19 protein-coding genes and 2 pseudogenes are annotated in these 18,456 nt (G+C 43.4%); 17 read left to right on the top strand and 4 right to left on the bottom strand.

What is annotated here, in order from left to right; all coding sequences use genetic code 11:
* Positions 1-89 precede the first annotated feature (89 nt).
* The 3 genes from Q5741_RS20570 to Q5741_RS20560 all read left to right on the top strand — a co-directional run bounded on the left by Q5741_RS20570 (position 90) and on the right by Q5741_RS20560 (position 2,210).
* On the top strand, positions 90-785 hold the full coding sequence (locus tag Q5741_RS20570) for a TetR/AcrR family transcriptional regulator (protein ID WP_305025987.1): 696 nt from the start codon (positions 90-92) through the stop codon (positions 783-785).
* Between the two features lie 182 nt (positions 786-967).
* Complete coding sequence (locus tag Q5741_RS20565; protein ID WP_305025986.1) at positions 968-1,459, top strand: heme-degrading domain-containing protein; 492 nt, start codon at positions 968-970, stop codon at positions 1,457-1,459.
* Complete coding sequence (locus tag Q5741_RS20560; RefSeq protein WP_305025985.1) at positions 1,449-2,210, top strand: SDR family NAD(P)-dependent oxidoreductase; 762 nt, start codon at positions 1,449-1,451, stop codon at positions 2,208-2,210. Before Q5741_RS20565 ends, Q5741_RS20560 begins: the two co-directional genes overlap by 11 nt.
* 146 nt (positions 2,211-2,356) lie before the next feature.
* Here Q5741_RS20560 and Q5741_RS20555 read toward each other — a convergent pair whose 3' ends face one another.
* Positions 2,357-2,941: a TetR/AcrR family transcriptional regulator gene (locus Q5741_RS20555; protein ID WP_305025984.1), complete on the bottom strand. Its 585-nt coding sequence runs from the start codon at positions 2,939-2,941 to the stop codon at positions 2,357-2,359.
* Between the two features lie 138 nt (positions 2,942-3,079).
* Here Q5741_RS20555 and Q5741_RS20550 point away from each other — a divergent pair, with 138 nt between their 5' ends.
* Entirely contained in the window at positions 3,080-4,930 is a 1,851-nt protein-coding gene (locus Q5741_RS20550) for a M28 family peptidase (RefSeq protein ID WP_305025983.1), read from the top strand.
* Between the two features lie 59 nt (positions 4,931-4,989).
* On the opposite strand, the gene map is transcribed toward Q5741_RS20550, so the two are convergent.
* Positions 4,990-5,736, bottom strand: a complete 747-nt coding sequence (gene map, locus Q5741_RS20545; protein WP_305025982.1) for a type I methionyl aminopeptidase — start codon at positions 5,734-5,736, stop codon at positions 4,990-4,992.
* Positions 5,737-5,743: 7 nt separating this feature from the next.
* Positions 5,744-6,325 (bottom strand): TetR/AcrR family transcriptional regulator, encoded by a 582-nt coding sequence (locus Q5741_RS20540; RefSeq protein ID WP_305025981.1) that lies wholly within the window; start codon positions 6,323-6,325, stop codon positions 5,744-5,746.
* A gap of 195 nt (positions 6,326-6,520) precedes the next feature.
* On the opposite strand from Q5741_RS20540, the gene Q5741_RS20535 reads away from it, so the two are divergent.
* The 13 genes and pseudogenes from Q5741_RS20535 to Q5741_RS20475 all read left to right on the top strand — a co-directional run bounded on the left by Q5741_RS20535 (position 6,521) and on the right by Q5741_RS20475 (position 18,115).
* Positions 6,521-6,895, top strand: coding sequence for a hypothetical protein (locus Q5741_RS20535; protein ID WP_305025980.1), 375 nt, complete (start codon positions 6,521-6,523; stop codon positions 6,893-6,895).
* Between the two features lie 176 nt (positions 6,896-7,071).
* Positions 7,072-8,220, top strand: a complete 1,149-nt coding sequence (locus tag Q5741_RS20530) for an alpha/beta hydrolase (protein WP_305025979.1) — start codon at positions 7,072-7,074, stop codon at positions 8,218-8,220.
* Positions 8,221-8,440: 220 nt separating this feature from the next.
* The gene (locus tag Q5741_RS20525) at positions 8,441-9,388 is read left to right on the top strand and encodes a helix-turn-helix transcriptional regulator (protein ID WP_305025978.1); all 948 of its coding nucleotides are present in this window, start codon (positions 8,441-8,443) and stop codon (positions 9,386-9,388) included.
* Positions 9,389-9,728: 340 nt separating this feature from the next.
* Positions 9,729-10,223, top strand: a pseudogene (locus Q5741_RS20520) (ketopantoate reductase family protein); the annotation flags it as partial.
* Positions 10,224-10,508: 285 nt separating this feature from the next.
* A complete protein-coding gene (locus Q5741_RS20515; protein WP_305025977.1) occupies positions 10,509-11,072 on the top strand; it encodes a PadR family transcriptional regulator in 564 nt (187 codons plus the stop codon).
* On the top strand, positions 11,065-12,048 hold the full coding sequence (locus tag Q5741_RS20510; RefSeq protein ID WP_305025976.1) for a BtrH N-terminal domain-containing protein: 984 nt from the start codon (positions 11,065-11,067) through the stop codon (positions 12,046-12,048). Before Q5741_RS20515 ends, Q5741_RS20510 begins: the two co-directional genes overlap by 8 nt.
* Positions 12,049-12,209: 161 nt before the next feature.
* Positions 12,210-12,833, top strand: a complete 624-nt coding sequence (locus Q5741_RS20505) for a hypothetical protein (RefSeq protein WP_305025975.1) — start codon at positions 12,210-12,212, stop codon at positions 12,831-12,833.
* 202 nt (positions 12,834-13,035) lie between these two features.
* Positions 13,036-13,746 carry a hypothetical protein gene (locus tag Q5741_RS20500; RefSeq protein WP_305025974.1) on the top strand — a complete coding sequence of 237 codons (711 nt, stop codon included), beginning with the start codon at positions 13,036-13,038 and terminating at the stop codon, positions 13,744-13,746.
* Positions 13,747-13,810: 64 nt separating this feature from the next.
* Positions 13,811-15,031 (top strand): annotated as a pseudogene (locus Q5741_RS20495) (winged helix-turn-helix domain-containing protein).
* Between the two features lie 210 nt (positions 15,032-15,241).
* A complete protein-coding gene (locus Q5741_RS20490) occupies positions 15,242-15,844 on the top strand; it encodes a DUF7010 family protein (protein WP_305025973.1) in 603 nt (200 codons plus the stop codon).
* A 463-nt stretch (positions 15,845-16,307) separates the two neighbouring features.
* On the top strand, positions 16,308-16,823 hold the full coding sequence (locus tag Q5741_RS20485; RefSeq protein ID WP_305025972.1) for a copper amine oxidase N-terminal domain-containing protein: 516 nt from the start codon (positions 16,308-16,310) through the stop codon (positions 16,821-16,823).
* 712 nt (positions 16,824-17,535) lie between these two features.
* Complete coding sequence (locus tag Q5741_RS20480; protein WP_305025971.1) at positions 17,536-17,775, top strand: helix-turn-helix transcriptional regulator; 240 nt, start codon at positions 17,536-17,538, stop codon at positions 17,773-17,775.
* Positions 17,765-18,115, top strand: coding sequence for a DUF2178 domain-containing protein (locus Q5741_RS20475; protein ID WP_305025970.1), 351 nt, complete (start codon positions 17,765-17,767; stop codon positions 18,113-18,115). Before Q5741_RS20480 ends, Q5741_RS20475 begins: the two co-directional genes overlap by 11 nt.
* A gap of 140 nt (positions 18,116-18,255) precedes the next feature.
* Here the strand turns inward: Q5741_RS20475 and Q5741_RS20470 are convergent.
* Positions 18,256-18,456, bottom strand: a 201-nt coding sequence (locus Q5741_RS20470) for an IS3 family transposase (protein WP_305023806.1), incomplete at its 5' end; no start/stop codon positions are given.

Genomic DNA, 18,456 nt, shown 5'->3' with positions numbered 1-18,456 from the left:
AGATTGAACCTTACAGTGTTAGATGATATCATGGAGTTATAAACCTGTAAAGCATAATCTTACACTGTTAGGTAAAAGGACGGTTATCGATGAAAAAGCAGCAAATTCAGATTTCAGAGGATAGGATTCTTGAAGCCTCATGGCAAATTCTTGATGAGGAAGGCATTGAAAAATTCAGTATGAGACGACTGGCCGACCGTCTGGGAATTCAAGCCCCATCTCTGTACTGGTATTTCAAAAGTAAGCAGAGTCTCTACCAGCGTCTCGCAAATCAAATATCCAAAATTATTCTGGGTGAATTCCACTCAGAAGGGAACTGGAAGGAGCAGCTGACGGAGCTTGCTGCAACGATGCGCAGTGTGCTCAGCCGGTATCCCTGCTCCACACAGCTCATGATGATGACCCTGCCTCATGAGCCGGATATCATCCGGTACACGAACCGTTTGCTGCTTTGTGTGGAAACTACACCGCTTGAGCAGGAGCAGAAAATGCAAGTAGTGATCACGCTTGTAAATTATGTTTATTTCTTCGTACTGGACGATTATCAGCATCAACGAAATGTCACCGCGATCCTTAAAAATCAAGGTTCACTGCCGGGTGAAGAGCTGACTCGTGTTATGGACTCTATGAGTGAATCTGATGCAGGGCTGTTTCGCAGAATGTTTAAGAACGATCTGTTTGAACTGATGGGCACGGATAAAGCTTTTGAATTTGGTTTGAAGCTGATCCTGCTCGGGATTGAGCAGGTGATCAGGGAGCACGAAATCCAGAAGGAGGAGAAATAATCTCAAAACGCTCATCCGGTTAGCGGACGGGCGTTTTTGCGTGTTTGGGTTTGATGATAAGCGAGGAGAAAATCAATAAAAGGTTGTTAAAACGACAGTTCCCTTAATAGGAAAGGCACAGTATACTGAAGTAGATCCACTCGCATCCTGCTTCAACATATTACAGTAAAGGAAGTGCAGGCATGGAAGACTATTCAGAACGGTTAGCAGAGCTTCTCCGTCAGGAACGGGAGCTGCAATTCACGAATTTCAGCAATAATACAGCCATCAAGCTAGGCCAAATGATTTTGTCGAAAGCCTTTGATGTGGGAAAGCAAATTACCGTAGATATTCGTAAAAACGGAATGAGCTTGTTTCACGCGAAAATGAACGAAAACGGTTTAGGTCATGACCGGTGGATCACACGCAAGATGAATGTCGCCCATCATTTTGAACATAGCTCTTACTACATACATGTTCTTATGAAATCCTGGAATACGACCGTCCAAGATAACGCTTTTGTGGATCCTATGGAGTATGCGGCCGAAGGAGGATGCTTCCCGATTTTTGTTAAAGGTGCGGGTATGATCGGCACGATTACTGTGTCAGGTCTCGAGGGTCATGAAGATCATGAGATGGTGGTGGCTTCCCTTGAAAAGCTGCTGAAGGAGGCGGATACGTTCAATGAGACTTGATCTTACCGGGAAATTGGCATTAATAACGGGTGCAACAGGAGAACTCGGCCGAGTCATTGCACGAATGCTTGCGGAATGCGGAGCAGATATCGTCGTTCATTACCACAGCAACGCGGCCAAAGCGGCTGAGCTGAAAGACGAAATTGAATCGATAGGAAGACGTGCTATTGCCGTCAAAGCCGATGTAACGAAGCAGGACTCCATTGAACAGCTAAAGCAAACGGTCGAGGCAAGTCTGGGCCGCGTAGACATCGTAGTGGCGAATGCGGTCGTGCAGTACAATTGGACTTCTGTCCTGGAGCAGCCGTCCGAGGACTATGTCAGCCAGTTTGATTCCTGCGTCATGCAGAGCGTCTATCTAGCCAAAGCCTTCATCCCTGGAATGATCGAGAAGAAGGGAGGCCGTTTTATCGGCATTAATACAGAATGTTCGATGCAGAATTTCCCGACTCAATCGGCCTATGTGGCTGGAAAAAGAGGTATGGACGGTGTCTATCGAGTTCTTGCCAAAGAAGTTGGAGAGCATCAAATTACGGTTAACCAGATCGCTCCAGGCTGGACGATCAGTGAACAAGAACGCACGAATGGGATGGCCGAAAGTGAAGGTTATATCAAGCAAGTACCGCTGAAGAGACGCGGAACCGATCAAGACATTGCGAACGCGGTAGCTTTTGTGGCTTCAGATTTGGCCAGCTTCGTGACAGGGGCGTATATTCCGGTCAACGGAGGCAATGTCATGCCAGCGATATAGAATAGAATCAGAAGCTCAAGGCGATTTGCTGCAGGCAAAGAACATAGTACTTTTGAGGCCGCTGTTTAGCGGCTTTTTTGTTTGAATCCGCGTAAAAGTGTTTTTGTAACCGGTTCTTCCCGCCAATCGTTATGCTCACCGCCTGATTAACCCTCCGACATCGGCGTATGATAGTACCTGACACAAATTTGCGTCATTTCCTCAACGGTTCTAGAGAACCCGGATTGTACCCATTTGACAATAACGTTATAGAGAGCCCCCGCATTAAAATAGGTCCGGTATATATTTTCATCTGTTTTTTCCTGCAATTGGGAGAGCATGACCTCATTCAAGCAATCTAAAATAACATAATTAAAATTAGCATCCTGAAGTGTTGTGTAAATATCGCGCTTCTGGATAATAGACTTGAAAAGCACGCTGATAAATTTCTCGGGATCTTTGGATTTACCGGTAGACTCATCGGTATAGGGAAGCAAGTTTTGATTAATTTCATGAATGAGCGAGTCCACTAGATCGATCAGGATGTCCTGCTTGGATGAATAGTTGCTGTAATAGGCTGTTCGAGAAACCCCTGCGAGCTTGACAATTTCCGTTATAGTGATTTTGCTAAAGGGCTGTTTTTGAATAAGAAGGATCAAGGCCGTGCAGATAGCTTCTCTTGTCAGGCGGTTGGTTTCCTGGTTGGAATAATGCTTCGAGCTGTGCGGACTGAATAATTCATGATTTGACATAACACTTTCCTCCTTTTTGTACGTGATGACTTCCATTCATTGTCTTTTCCATTGGCTCTATCCTATACTATACCTCGCGGCATTACAAATGTAATGTCAGATCGCAGAGTTTATAAAAGGGAAGGGTGGAGGTAAGAGATGGTGGAGAAATTGAATAGAGAACTTTCAGGGACGTTGTTCCTGATTTTAGCACTTTGTTCTTCTGTATTTATTGGCCAGGAGACGGTAATCTGTGCAGCCGCAATAGTGTTCTTATTCGTAGAGATAGGGATCTTTACTATTTTCTTAAAGAAACGAGGTAAATTACTCTGGGTATATGCCGGTGCCATGGTATCTGAAATCTTATTCTATACGACAGGAGAGTTTTGGATACTCGTGCTTGCAATTCTACTGCTTTTCGCAGCCGGGGTATGGAATGAGTTTTTTACGGAAGGATTGCGCAGGAGCAAGAAGGCTTTTTTAAGGATTCGCAGAGTAGTATTCAGTTTAATTGCTCTCATTGTCACTGCTCTTTGGATCGTAAATATTTATGCTCATCCTATTACAAGGTCTGTTAACCTGCCAACTGAACGGACTGCAGAAATCGATAAGGACCAGCTGGATTCTTCAGCTAATATGCTGAAAAATATTGAGATTATGAATTCCTTTGGCAGCCGTACAACAGGCTCTGAAGGTCACAATCAGTTCATTTCATGGTTAGAGCAGCAGGTCATGGGGATGGGACTTACTGTATACCGTGATAAATATACTTTTGATCGATGGGAAGAAAAGAGAAGCTCTCTGGTTATAGATAACCAGGAAATTCATGTGTCTTCAGCGTTTCCTTATTCGGGGGAGACCGGTGAACATGGAGTATCAGCGGAGCTGGTCTACACCAAGCCCGGCGAATATGATCAGGCCAAGGACAAGATTGCTGTCATCGAAATTAAGAACTTCAAACATTTTCCTATGGGAATGGTTATGAACATGCGGAAAGAAATTCAGGCGCAAGGCGGAATTCCTTCAAGTGAAGGTGATCTTGTACTGACCACAGCCTTAAAGGATGCCAAGCTGGAAAAAGCAAAAGAAAAGGGTCTAAAGGCGGTCATTCTCGTCTGGAAAGGCGTATCCAGTGAAAAGGTAGAACAGCAGTATCTTCCTTTTACTACGGATTATGCTGGAATTCCGGCAGTTTGGGTCAATGAAACCGAAGGACAGAAAGTGGTCAGCGCAGCTAAGGAACACCTAGAAGGTACAGTAACTTTAGAGGCAGAAGTACAAAAAAATGCGCCGACTGAATCTTTTTATGTAAAAATTGAAGGAAAAAACAATAATGAATCCATCATTATAAATACGCATACCGATGGTGTGAATGTGGTGGAAGAAGACGGTGCCGTAGGAATGCTGTCCATGATTCGTTATTTGCAGCAGCAGGAGAAGCCGGAACGTACGCTGATCTTTGCCTTTGTTACAGGACTTTTCAGATTACCTGACTTCGCTGGCACTTCGCAGGCTACTTCAACCTGGCTGCAGGCTCACCCTGACCTGTGGGATGGTAAGAACGGCCATATGAAGGCCGTGGCGGGAATCACTGTAGAACATCTGGGCAGCTTGGAATGGAAGGACGATACTTCAGGACATTACGGACCGACTGGCAAAATCAGCACAGAATTCACCTATGCAGGCAACGAAATGATGGAGGCCATTTGGAAGAAAGCCATTGAAGACAGGACCAGCACCCGTTCCGTTATTTTGCGCGGACATAACACGTTTGAATTTGGTGAGAGTCAGCCCCTATTCGAGGAGAGGATCCCAGTGATCGGATTGATACCCATGCCCGATTATCTGACTGTTAATAGTAAAGACAGAGAAATGGACGAATTTGATATCCATCTGATGCGCGAACAAGTCGAATCTTTGTTGAAAGCAGTAAAGCTTGTGGACGAAATAGAAACTGACAAGCTAGGCAGGGGGGATCGATATTCATTCTTTTATGGCAGAAGAAAGTAGATACCCTGTTTGTTCAATTAAAAATAGAGGTCGACCCGTACGCTGGTCGACCTCTATTTTTATTGTGCGGTTAAAATTTGCGGACCTTCCGCCGTGATGGCGATCGTATGCTCGTATTGGGCAGCTAGCTTGTTGTCCAGCGTACGTGCAGTCCAGCCGTCTGGATCAATACTCATAAAGTAGGTGCCTTCGGTAATCATAGGCTCAATGGTGAACACCATACCCTCTTTGATGCGGGCGCCTTTTCCAGGCTTGCCGACATGCGCATAAGTCGGTTCCTCATGGAGGTCGCGACCGATGCCATGGGCAAGCAGATCGCGCACAACTCCGAAGCCATTGGACTCCGCATGCAGCTGAATTGTGCTTGTTATATCGCCGAGTCGATTGCCGGGCTGTGCCTGCTCGATGCCCAGGTCAAGACACTCCTTCGTGACACGCATCAACTTCTCGGCCGTCGGTGAGATCTTCCCGACGGCGTAACTCCAGGCTGAATCGCCGAGCCAGCCATCAAGCTCAGCGACCGTGTCGATCGTCACAATATCGCCTTCCTCTAACGGCTTCTTGCTGGGAAAGCCATGTGCAATGACATCGTTAGGGGAAGCACAGGTCGCATAAGGATAACCCTTATATCCTTTCTGATATGGCTTTGCACCGTGCTTCAACATGATGTCCTCGAAGATGCGCTCAATCTCGTAGGTGGTAATACCCGGTTGAATAAGCGGGGCTATTGTCCTGTGGCATTCAGCTACCACTTGGCATGCTCTGCGGATAGCCTCAATTTCATGTTTGCTTTTTAAAATGACCATGTTCGTATCAGAACTCCTTCGTAATTGCTTGCATTGCGAGTCGGGCGACGCGATCGACGTCCAAGTCGGTATCACCAGCATAATAGTACAGGCCGCAGCAGCCGACCAGCACGGCAAGCATATGGTCGATGCTGTTGTCTTCGCGGCGGGCGATTAATTGAAGTGGAATATACAATTCTTCCCGGAATTTGGTTTTGGCTCGCTGCTGATCCCTTTTAGACAAGCCAGCATAATGCTCCGCTGCCATTTTGTAGACGAGAAATGCACGGGCGTCCGACTGCCACAACCGGAGCAGCTCCTTGCAGTACGACAACAACGGACGGTCATCTATGGAGCTGCTGGAGTTTACCCATTCGGCAGTCACCTGCTCGCATCGCTCAAAGCCGCTTTCTAACACATCTTCAATTAATAAATGGCGGTTAGGATAATAATGGTACACTGTGCCGTAACCAAGACCTGCCTCTCGGGCGACTTCACGAATATCAAAGATACCTCCCGTGCGAAAGTAGGAGCGGGCAGCGACATCCAGGATCTGTTCTCTTCGCTGCAGGCGTATGAGCTCGTTTTGTTCTTTGGTACGTGGGCACATTACACCTCAGCCTCCTTGTTTTGACCTGCAAATTTGTCAATACAAAAACAATAACGCATCTGGTAATCAAATGCAAAGGTTAACTGATATCCATGGCGAAATCTTTACACTCATACATTTCATGTTATGATCTCATTGATTAGACGGATAAGACGATCTTAAGGAAAACATCTACTCAAATTGGAGGGAATTTCTATGATGGATATTTTAGCCGCCTGCTTACTGGGGCTTGTGCTGATTGTTCTGCTCTATTTTGCCAACAACAGGCACGAATTGGCTGGCCCGGTCAAAGAGACGCGAGAAGGATTAATGGAACTGCAGCTGAAGGTTGTCCAGCATTCATCCACGGACGCTGATCTGGAACTGTGGGAGCGTTATCTTGCGTATCTTGGGAAATATCCGAATGAATTTAACAAGCTGGATCAGAAGGTGAATGTAAGGAAGGCATTTGCCCAGTATCTGGAGCGTCACTACCCTGAAGATGCCAGGCTCAGCTCACTGCAGGAAGCTGCCTCCTGGCGGCGGGAAGAGATCTGGGGTATGAACATGAAGGGTACGGGCAGGGATTAAAAAAGAATCACACGTCTGATTTGAATATCCCGAATAGAGACGCACATCAAAACTTACCATAACGATTTAGAACATTTCAATACGAAGGATTCTTCACAGCAGGGAGCAATGGGCTATTGCTATTATGTAAGCGTATAAATGAATGAAGGGAGCGGCTGAACATGCCTAAGGACATCATGGAACGTGAGTTTTCTTGTGTCCGGGACGGATTAACCATTCGGGGAAGGGAGTTTAGACCACAAGGAGATCAGCTTCCTGCTGTTATTATCAGTCATGGATTTGGAGGGAGTTTGAAAGATCTGGTCCATCATTGCTTGATGTTTGCATCATGGGGTTATGCAGCTTATGGTTTTGATTTTTGTGGTGGTTCGGCCAATGGAGAAGGAATAAGTGACGGAGAATCCACAGACATGACGTTGCTGACTGAATGCGAAGACCTGCATGCTGTGATGAATGTTGTTCAAGAACTGCCTTATGTGGATGCCCATCGTCTGACCCTTATGGGGTTCAGTCAGGGAGGTTTGGTTTCGGCGCTTGCAGCAGCACAACGGGCAGATGAAGTCGAATCCCTGATTCTCATTTATCCGGCATTCTGTATCCCTGATGATGCCCGAAGAGGTGCCTTGTTAATGTCATCTTACGATATTACTGATGTTCCGGAATTCATAGATGCCGGGTATATGATGCTTGGTAAAACGTTTCATGAGACCGTTGTACATATGAATCCCTATACCGAAATTACTCCGTTCAAAGGGCCTGTTTTGCTGATCCATGGCACTGCAGATGAACCAGTCCACCCTCGTTACGCGTTAAAGGCCAAAGAATCCTATGAATCGGGACAATGTCAGCTGCAATTGATACAGGCTGCGGGTCATGGCTTCACAGAAGAACAAACGGCTGCGGTCAGTGTTTCCATTCGTCAATTTTTACTTGGCCACAAAGAAATTCTGACTATTCATGTTCAGATTACCGGCTCGGAAGTGCGCAAGGACTTTGAAGCTGAAAAAGAGATTGCGATTTTCTTTACAGGAGATTGTGACAGCCCATATTTCACGGGCAGGATTATAGACGGAGCAGATGATGTGCAGGAATATGCCGGGGATCAATTAGTTACAATGCGAGCTGACTATATGTTAGAGGGCATGGATTATAACGGAAAGAAATGCCAACTGCACATCGTTAACCAAAATGTGAATGGGGAATGGAAGCCAAAGGTGAACACCGACAGCAAAGCATTAAATTTTCTTAATCATTCTAATATGACTGCAGTGCTGGAAGGGTACCCGGATGGACTTACCGTACGTATTTTTTCTGCCATTCCCTAAGCACTGATTTTATGAATGGGTTCCTATATGTAAAGGAAAGAAGAAACCCGATGCAGCAAAACATGGTTGGTTACTTCAACAGCAGTCCCAGTGACTGTATTCATGTACATGTACCGCAGGTAACTAACGTTGGTTTTCGTGTATAAAACTGTAGGCAGAGAGTCCACTTTATACTATTATAGGTTTATTGCATTGGTGGGTGAAGAAAGTGGAGGGAAAAATGAACAAAACGGAGCGGCAGCTTGCGATCACGCTTGAATTACAGCGAAGCAAAACGATGAGGGCGGAAGACTTAGCTGCTCAATTTGAGACAAGCAGGCGCACGATATATCGGGATATTCAAGCTCTAAGTGAGGCTGGAGTTCCGATTGTTGGTGCCCCTGGCCAAGGTTATTCCTTAATGGAAGGATACTTTCTGCCCCCGGTTAGTTTTACAGCAGAAGAGGCCGTATCCCTGCTCATGGGAGCTGATTTCATCAAACAAAGATTAGACGCAGATTACAATCTTTATGCAGAGTCTGCTCAACGCAAAATCGAGGCTGCTTTACCAGAATCCGTCCGTAACGAGTCAAGGCTAGTTCGGGAAACGATGCGACTGCTTCATGTCGTTGAACCTTCAACGGAATCGAAAGTAAAAGCATATATCAATCATATTCGTAACGCAATTTTGAAGCAGTGCAAAATCAGTTTTATGTATATCAAAAAAATGCCGGGATCAGATGGGAATCGGAAAAATAATCGTGTGGTTTCTCCATATGGACTTACACTGGTCCAAGGAAATTGGATTTTACTTGCACATTGCGATATGAGACAAGACGTACGTCATTTTCGCTTGTCCCGGATGACCGACCTTTCGGTGTTGGAGGACCGATTTCTTCTCCCCCATGATTTTGACCTAAGCAGCTATAGACCACCCGACGATCGAGATGAAAGAATTTTAGTTAGGGCAAACCCCAGCATTGCCGATAAGATCATCGAGGCAGTTCATTTTTACATTGAAACCATTGAAGAGCGTAAGGAGGATATGATTTTTCAATTTCGTGTTCGGTATCCGGAAGAGCTGTTGCATTATTTTCTTGGGTGGGGCGGAGATATCGAGGTGATTGAACCAGCGTCTTTACGCCTCAAGATTCAAGAAGTCGCGAAGAAGATTTTAGAACACTATTAACATACTCATGTCCGTAATGTGTGCTGATACCAAAATGAGTCAGGCAGCCCTTCCATACTAGTACATTTAAAAGAAGGGGTAGACGTAAACATTGTATTCCTATTAAAGGGATGAGAAGCGGTTTATCTTGGGGGATCCTAATTGGTTTTATCAACCATTCAATCCCAATAGTTTTGGGCTATAAGAGACCGCTCTATTTCATAGAGCGGTTTCTTCGCATGCGTCTAATGAACGTCTTCGATAAAGTCACTGACCTGACTTTACCTTTTAAATCTTGAACATTACATCGTTATTTCTATAGAACGAAATAATAAAATCGCGAAATTTTGTTACTGAAGAAGATAACAATTTATTTTTAAAGTGGTCCAAATTACTGATCAATAATGCATTCAGTGGTTTATCCGCGGCCTTAAACGGAGAATATGGCGACATTCTGGACAATGAAACGGGTATTGTTAGTGCAGTTCATATCGCAGATGAGACGATCAAGACGGGACATGCAAATGGTATCAAATTTGCTGCAATGGGTGGATTTGATATCGAATCCTTGGAATTAAGAAGCGAAAATGACATCCCGGAACGTATCGAAACCTTTAGGGTCGTCATGGAACCGTCCAGGCTGCTAAGAGCAAGTATGCTTCAGGATCTTGAGAAAAATCGTAAAACTGAAATTGATTACATTAATGGAGTTATTCCAAAAATGGCGGAAGGAACGGGCGTTTCAACCCCATTTAATGATTTGGTTGTAGCCCTAGTCAAATCTGCGGAAGAAACTCAAACCGTGCCCGATTTTGACACAAATCTAAAAGCTTTTAATAAGTTGTTGAATAGCTAATAAGAAAAGGGAATACGATAGTCATACATGGTTAGAAGGAAGCTTCCTGTGTAAAGTCTAAATAACGAGGCACAATAACAAGGTCTCGTTACAAGTCGCCATTACGGCGGCTTTTTTTCTTTTAGCAGTTCAATTTTGTGTCCCCATGTAAAGGCAAGAACTTGTATCGGTGGAAATCATTTTCTGATTTTCTTCTTGAATCATTCAAGAAGAATCTCGGTTGATTTATTAATTACACTAGTGTTATATTACACGTGTGTAGTATTGAATGTGAGGAGAGTTCCAATGAAGCAGCTCTCGAACGTAGAATTTATGCTGTTACAAATTATCGCTGAAACCAATCCGGCGTCAGGTTACGACATCAATAAGTTAATCGACCAACGCGGCTACCGGGAATGGGCGAATATCGGCACGACTTCGATTTACGCTGGACTGAAGAAATTAAATAATAAGGGGTTCATCGAGACCGAGGTTCCAGGTGAGAAATCCGGCAAAGGACCTGCTCCGATTCGATTTTTCATAACAGAAGTCGGTATGACAGCACTTAGGAATGAAATCATCCTCGTCCTGTCTTCAGCGCGAGAGCGCGATAACCGGTTCGATCTTGGGCTCGCCGCTTTACCATTTGTCGGTAAGGAAGCGGCCATTGAAGCTTTGTGGAAGCGGCTTGATTATCTTGAAAAGGCTTCAAAAAGTATTAAACAGAAGTACGAATCGCAAGGCTCCGCCCAGTTGCCGCTGCATGTAAGAGTGCTTTTTCTTCATCCGATCCATCTTATTGAAGGTGAGCAGGTGTTCGTTTCGAAAATGATAAGTGAATTAATGGAGGAGACAAGGAAGCATGTCTAAAATTATTGAGGATTTCATTCCTTTTGAAGGAGAACATTGCGAAACGACAGCCATAGGCAATTTGCTTCAATTTGCAGGAGTCCGAATATCTGAGCCGAAATTGTTCGGCATAGGGCAAGGGTTGGGGTTTACCTATTGGGATTCCAAGGGGATGGATTTTCCTTTTATTGGAGGTAGGATCAAGCCGGATGAATTGACTGCTCACATCGCATCCCGGCTTAACCTCACCATCAAGGCGCAGGAAACCTCATCTACTAAAAAAGCACGGCAGAACATACAGAGCCTGATTGAACATGGAATTCCGGTGGGGCTTAAACTAGACTCCTATTACTTGGATTACTTCACGAACAAAGTACATTTTGCCGCCCACTATGCTGTAATCTATGGCATGGATGAAGAATACGCCTACATGGCGGACACTAGACAACAGGGGGGACTTGTAAAGACAAGCTTGGAGCAATTGGCTATGGCCAGAAACGCAAAGGGCCCCATGAGTTCCAGAAATCGTTCCTTTACGATCGAGCCGGCCGACACCTATCCGCCGCTTGCATCCGCTATACGATTATCTTTAGCCCAGAATGCACAGGACTACTTGAACCCGCCCATTAGCAATATGGGGAATAAAGGGATTGAAAAAATGAGCAAGGAGATCTTGAAATGGTCTTCCCGCAGCAGAAACTTAGAGCACGATCTATGTCTGACTGCATTACTTATGGAAAGAGCGGGAACCGGCGGCGCTTTGTTTCGTAATTTGTATCGGGATTTTTTGAAAGAATGCGTAGATCTGTTGGGTGACTCCCAAATTGAACAGGCCTACTTGTTGTTTACTATAATCGCTCCCATGTGGGTAAACGTTTCTTCAATGATCGATCTTGCAGGGAGAACGGGAAATCATCAGGAGTTGAACCAAGTTTCCAAGCTGTTGCTGGAGATTGCCGATAAAGAACGCGCAGCCATGCGATTATTATGTAACTGAGCTCGATTCACAATAAGATGTTCTAGATCGGTGAGCTAAGTTAATCATAGTGTTGAGATAAGAGAGCCATTCTGTGGAGCATAGAATGGCTTTTAATGTTGGTTTCGTCCCGGATACGCCAGGGTATGAAATTAATATTGTCAATGACAGGAGTGATTGGATTGAAGAGTATATTCATGCTGATAACAGCCTTTATGATCGTTCTGTCAGGCAGTGGCAAAGAACAGTCACGGGTGAGTAGTAATGTGAAGGAGCAGCAACCGGTACAGCAGTCAGAACGGGAAGCTGTATTCTATAACGAGGACATTGACCAGGCTAAAAAAATGGCGCAGCAGTATATTGCTATACTTACTGAATTTCATGGACGCAGTGTTTTCTCAGCAAAAGATGAAGAAATGGTATTACATGAAATGTCTATTAAAATTAAAGAAACCATATCTGTTCATGAACGATCTTATATTTATCCAGAGAGAGGGGCAAAAAGCGGCGATGATCACAAGCTCGAGCTGAACGCTTCACGCTTCGGCTTGCTGTTGGATGAAGCAAAAGAAGTTTACTATCCCAATCTTAATGTCAGTGAGCTCATTATACCGATGACTTATGTTACACCAGGAAAATATTCTCCTAAGACATACAAACTGCATTTTGTTAAAAATAATGATGAGGAGGTACAGCTTATTTATGACGGTTTTTTTGTAGGTGGTTCCAATCTGGGAAAAAAAGCTCAGGATGATGTTGACCCTCGCAATCCAGAAAAATTAAAAGAAGATCTTGGTATACGGTAAAAAATCCATATCCCAAATGAAGAATAGGATCTCATTAAAAGCCGCTGTTCCAGCGGCTTTTTGTTCAGCTCACTGATCCAGCCTGATGCGCTAGTGCGCATCTTTTTGCCGCTAAAACTTGATTGACTATGAATTCCATTTTATAGTAACCTTGGGCTGACTGTATGGACTGTTGCTTTCTTTTTAAAAGGAGAGAACTACAATGAACAAAAAAAACGCAAGTCAAAGTGTAAGAACGGAATCAGGGGCAGAGGCAATCATGGACTCTCTTCTTGGCCATTATCCATGTAGGGAGCAGTCATCAGCCTATGAGTTGATGGAGTTTACATTAAAATCTCTGCGGGACTTGTTGTTATTAGCTGACTTCAAGTATGTAAAATCCCGCAAATCACTTGAGATGAAAACGCAGGAATTTATAATATCCCTCTATCTTCAGGCTAATAGATATAATGCAGCAGGAACGAGTGTAGAAGTAATGGTGCACTGTAAAGTCACACATAACAAGCGAAAAGCACATACGGGTTTACCGGAAAGCTACTATCAGCATTCTGAGCTGAAATGGTATGAATTATTCGGCAAAGAGGCATTTAAGGATAGCCTTCTGTCTATTACTGAGTATATTGCACAGCACGATATTCCACTGATCCAGCAGCTGATATCTGATCCTCAATCTGTCATAGAAGAAAATGCAAAGCTGCAAAAATGGATACTCAGCCCTTATTTTGTCTATCGCTACGGTACAGAGGCTCAATTTGAACAGGCCAGACAGCGATACGTTGCCAATCTAAGCGAAGCACAGAAAAAGCAGTATGAAGAGGCAGTCTTTAAGTTTCAAGCGGATGGAAGCAGTCCGATCAGGCTTGGAGAAGATTGGGCTTATTTGACGGTGGCCAAGGCGGCGGGGCAAAAATGATGAGTTCTGCTCCTGTTATTATAGGCGTTGCTGTGTAACCTCATGTACTCTTTATGAACTCTCTATGACTTATCTGAAGGTAGGTGTAAGTATGATCCAATTAACTAACCGACAGGCACGGTTATTTCTATTATTGAAGCATGGACTTATAGGCGAATATAAATTTAGCGAGAAGCAGGGCGTGTTGGACTTTGTTCGGCAGGTCAGCTGTGTTCAGTACGATCCTATTGATGTGTGCGGGAAAAACGCTGAGTTGGTGCTGCAGTCACGAATCAAGGGATTTACCAAAAAAATGCTTGCCGAGCTGCTGTATGAGGATAGAAATCTTGTTGATTACCCGGATAAGAATTTGTCCATTATCCCTGTTGAGGATTGGCCGTATTTTGAGCGATTTAGACAAGCCGCCAGGGAACATGCTACACGCTATCCAGAAATGGAAGCTTTAACAGAGCAAGTACGGGCTCATATTCAAGACCAAGGCGTGATAAGTTCAGATGATTTAAAGCTGGACGGGAGTTTCTCTTGGCAGTCGGCCATCCATTGGAGCGGTGGAAACAATTCATCTCGATCTGTACTGGAACATATGTATTCGACAGGTGAGTTGATTATCCATCATAAAAAAGGAATGCGTAAATACTACGATTTAGCCCAAAAGTACATCCAGCCCAATCTGTTGAGTGCAGAAGATCCGCTGGAGGATGAATTTGAACATCATAAATAGCGGGTAAAGCGCCGGATCAGCTCTGTTGGTCTCTTGTGGAATCGTGCATCAGACGCATGGCTTAACATATGGGGGCTGAAAGCAGCACAGCGCAACGAGGTATTTCGCCAGCTGGTTCATGAAGGTCAAATTGCTGCTGTTGCCGTGGAGCACATGAAAGATATGCTGTACTGCCTCACAGAGGATTTATGGCTCATTGAAGCTGTCCTGCAAAACCAGGAGTTGAAATTGCGTTGCGAGCTTATTGCCCCTCTGGATAATTTAATATGGGACAGAAAACTAATTAATGAGTTGTTTGGCTTTGATTACACCTGGGAAATTTACACGCCTGCACTAAAACGGAAATTTGGATATTATGTACTTCCTTTATTGTACGGCGATAGCTTCATTGGCAGAGCCGAGATCATCGTGGAGCGAAAAACGGGAACACTCGTAGTAAAAAACATCTGGTATGAGAATGGTGTGAAGCAAACAACGGAATTGCGAACAGCGCTGCATAGTTGTTTTCAAAAATTTGCATTATTCAACGAGTGTACAACAATTTTAACAGAGTCTATAAACTGAAATCCCCTATGGTTGCAAGCTCATTCTATATTTTTGTCAATTCGATGCTATATACATAATCATAACCCCCGATAAATCTCGGGGCCTTTTTGTTTTCAAGTGATTGTTTCTGAAGATTACGCTGATGGAGGATTAACATGGCATTCCTGGAAGGAAATTTATGGTACATTAATGGTGGGTGAAATTTGAATTGTAGGAGAGAAGAACAGTATGGGATATTTAGTGAAACTGCCGAAGGCTGCTGTCGTTGGAGCTGCAAATGGCGTAATGTTCATGACTTTTTTTGGAGCGATTTGGTCTGCAATTGGTATTATTGGTTCAAATAAAGTGGGTGCTCCCTGGCTGCTTGTTCTTTCAGGTATTGTGACATTAACGTTACTAATCGGAGCTATTTCGCTATTTAGGAAAGCACGTAACGTGAAAAATGTCACTACACCGAAAGAGAGGGAAAAGAGGAATAAAATGAATCGGAAATTTGGCATGATCTTTGGTTTAGAAGGTCTGGCAATCATGATTGCAAGTGTGCTTTGTAACGTATTCGATCGCTTTGAAGTCTTTTTCCCGATCATGGCTATCATTGTTGGTATTCATTTTTTCCCTTTAGCTCGATTGTTTCGAGAGAATTTTTATTATGGTACAGGTATAGTACTCAGTATTCTAGGCATCATTTCTTTGTTTATACCACTGAATACTACTTTTGGTGATGTGTCTCTGATTGCGAGGTATACTTTTATCGGCTTCGGTTCTGCTTTGACGCTTTGGGTGACAAGTCTCAAGATCTGGATAACCATGTTCAAGCAGTTGAAGAGATAGAAAAAGAATTTGCTCTGCGGATCGATTCTTTTCAAGGAGTCCATGAGACTCTTTCAGGGTACAGAAGTCGTAATAGGGCCAGTATTCAAGTAACGGGAAACTTTAGTTAAATAGCACCAGTCTAAAACCTCTTATTCGAAGCAAACTAGAATTAATTGCTCTTATAGGAGGTTTTATTGTTATCATAAGTCAACTTAGGAATCATTAAGAGGCGGTTAAACGAATTGTCAGATCTTATGTGAAAGACCTTTTCTTTATTGTACAGTTTATCGTATAGGTGAGGTCGAGAAGTTATACTTACTTATTTACTCTTTAATACAACTATTCTATCCAAATTGCGTCTTAATTAAAGCAACTATTGGCTAGTTTATACAGTGATTAGAGAGGAATGGTCAGAATGAGGAAATACCTTGCTGGATTTATTATTTTTGTCCTATGTTTGGGCTTACCAGGACAGGCTTACATGGAGGCGTCTATCCAACAGCCTTTGGCTTTTGAGGATCTCAATCTAGAACAAGCGATTAAGTCATTAGATTTTAGCAAGGGATCGAAAACCTATAAATTATTCGTGACACTGGCAGGAAATGAGTTGCCTAGCGGTCAGCGTAAGACACAGCGCTTGGTGATCGGCAGCACGACAGCTTATGTGGGAGACAATGCTTATCGTATTACCGCAGCGCCATTTATTCAGACAGGACGTACCTATGTGCCGATCCGTTTCATCTCCGAGAAGCTTGGGGCAGCCGTGAATTGGAACCAGAGAACCAAAGAGGTAACGATTCAGAAGGATGGTAAAACGATTCGTTGGGCTGTAGGGAACAGGCAGGTAAAAGTAAACCAGCAAATGCTGATGCAAGATGCTCCTTTACTTCTGAAGAACGGCAGTGCTTTCGTTCCTGTTCGTTTTGTGGCGGAGCAGTTAAATACTTCCGTTGAATATATGGGAAGCAAGCATATGGTCGTGATTTTCAAAAATTAAACAGCATAATGGAATTACAGAATATTTGAAGATAAGGAAGCGTGAACATGCTTCGAAACAATGACTAAAATATGTAGACCATCATTAAACTAACAAAAAACGCTAGTTTAATACTTCAAGACAGATTAAAACCTCTCTTCAGAAGCAAGCTAGATTTAGTAGCTTCTAAAGGGAGGTTTTGTTATGAAAGCATACGGCTGAATCCAAACAGCCGAGGTCATCGGATTCATTTTGATGACAACTCCTTGATAATGGTGCTCCATTAGATTTCATTCAAGGAGTGCTCGGTCATGAGAAAGTATCCACCACTCACGCTAAACTGGAGACGTTCGTTCTGCGATCCAGGAGCAGTTTGTCGCCGCTGTTGCTCCTTTTGTCGTTAAGCGATGGGGTATTTTAACGCAATCTTAGCTGGAAAAGACACTGCGGCGGCCGCATAAACTCAAGTCACTTCGTGGAACATACTTTGATGGGGTGACTTGAAATGAATGTGAAAGGTTATATTGGATTACTGCTAACAATCATCATTTTATGGGGGACTCTATAACCCGTATACGCAACACAGGACGAAGAACCATGTATCAGCATAAGTTCTTGTCCAGATTACAAATCTAACTATTATGAACATAAATAAAATTATTTTTATTTTTGTATAAGTATACTTTACTATTTTATATATTTCGTTTATCATCTGATACAAGAGGTGGTTATCATGAAGAAAGACTTCGGTGATTCGATATCAAATAAGGTTTATGAATATCGTGTACTTGCCAGAATGTCTCAGCAGGAATTAGCAGAGAAAGTAGGGGTTTCGAAACAAACCATCTTCGTTATGGAAAAGGGGAATTATGTTCCGACCTTGCTGTTAGCTTTTCGAATTGCCGAATTTTTTAGTGTTGATCTAAACGATATTTTTACTTATGTGAAAGGAAATGATCACAATGATAACTAAGTTTATGTCAGATCTTCAGAATGCAATTTTCTCCCCTTTAAAATCCTGGGCAGAAGAGTCTACGGGAAATTGGAATATTCTTGTTGGAATTGGTTTTTTACTTGTTATGGGCAGTGTGATTTTTGCCTATGTATTTTTTAAGAAATTTGGGCAGCAAGACGAACGAACAAATAAAATCTTTTTGAAAAGCGGTTCCTACATGCTGCTTGCAATTATTCTATGTGACATGATATTACCCAAAGACGATATGTGGACCATCTTTTTCTTATACAAATATACGCTGGCCTTTTTAGCCGGCGGGATTTACTTAGCCGTCCAGTATAAAAAGGATATTTCATAAAGAACGAGACTTAACAAAAATATGTATTCTTTTGAGAATGAGCTGGATGCAGCATTCCCCCTTCACCAAATAATAATAAATTGGCCGCCATTGGCTGAAGTTACCCCCGTCAAGTAGACAGATATAAAATAGCTCTGTGACTAAGCAGCCTTAGTTCGGTATTCCACCGGGCTAAGGTTGTTCAGCTTTTCCTGAAAACGTTCGTTGTTGTAAAAATGAATATAGCGTTCAACAGCTCCCACGAGTTGCTCCTCGGAGGAGAAGGTGTGGAGGTGGAGGCATTCCGACTTGAGATGCCCGAAGAAACTTTCGATGCAGGCGTTATCCCAGCAGTTTCCCTT

The organism is Paenibacillus lacisoli (genome assembly GCF_030580655.1).
Lineage (GTDB): Bacteria > Bacillota > Bacilli > Paenibacillales > Paenibacillaceae > Paenibacillus > Paenibacillus lacisoli.
Note: the sequence above shows the minus strand (reverse complement) of the source record. Positions and strands in the feature narration are given on the sequence as shown.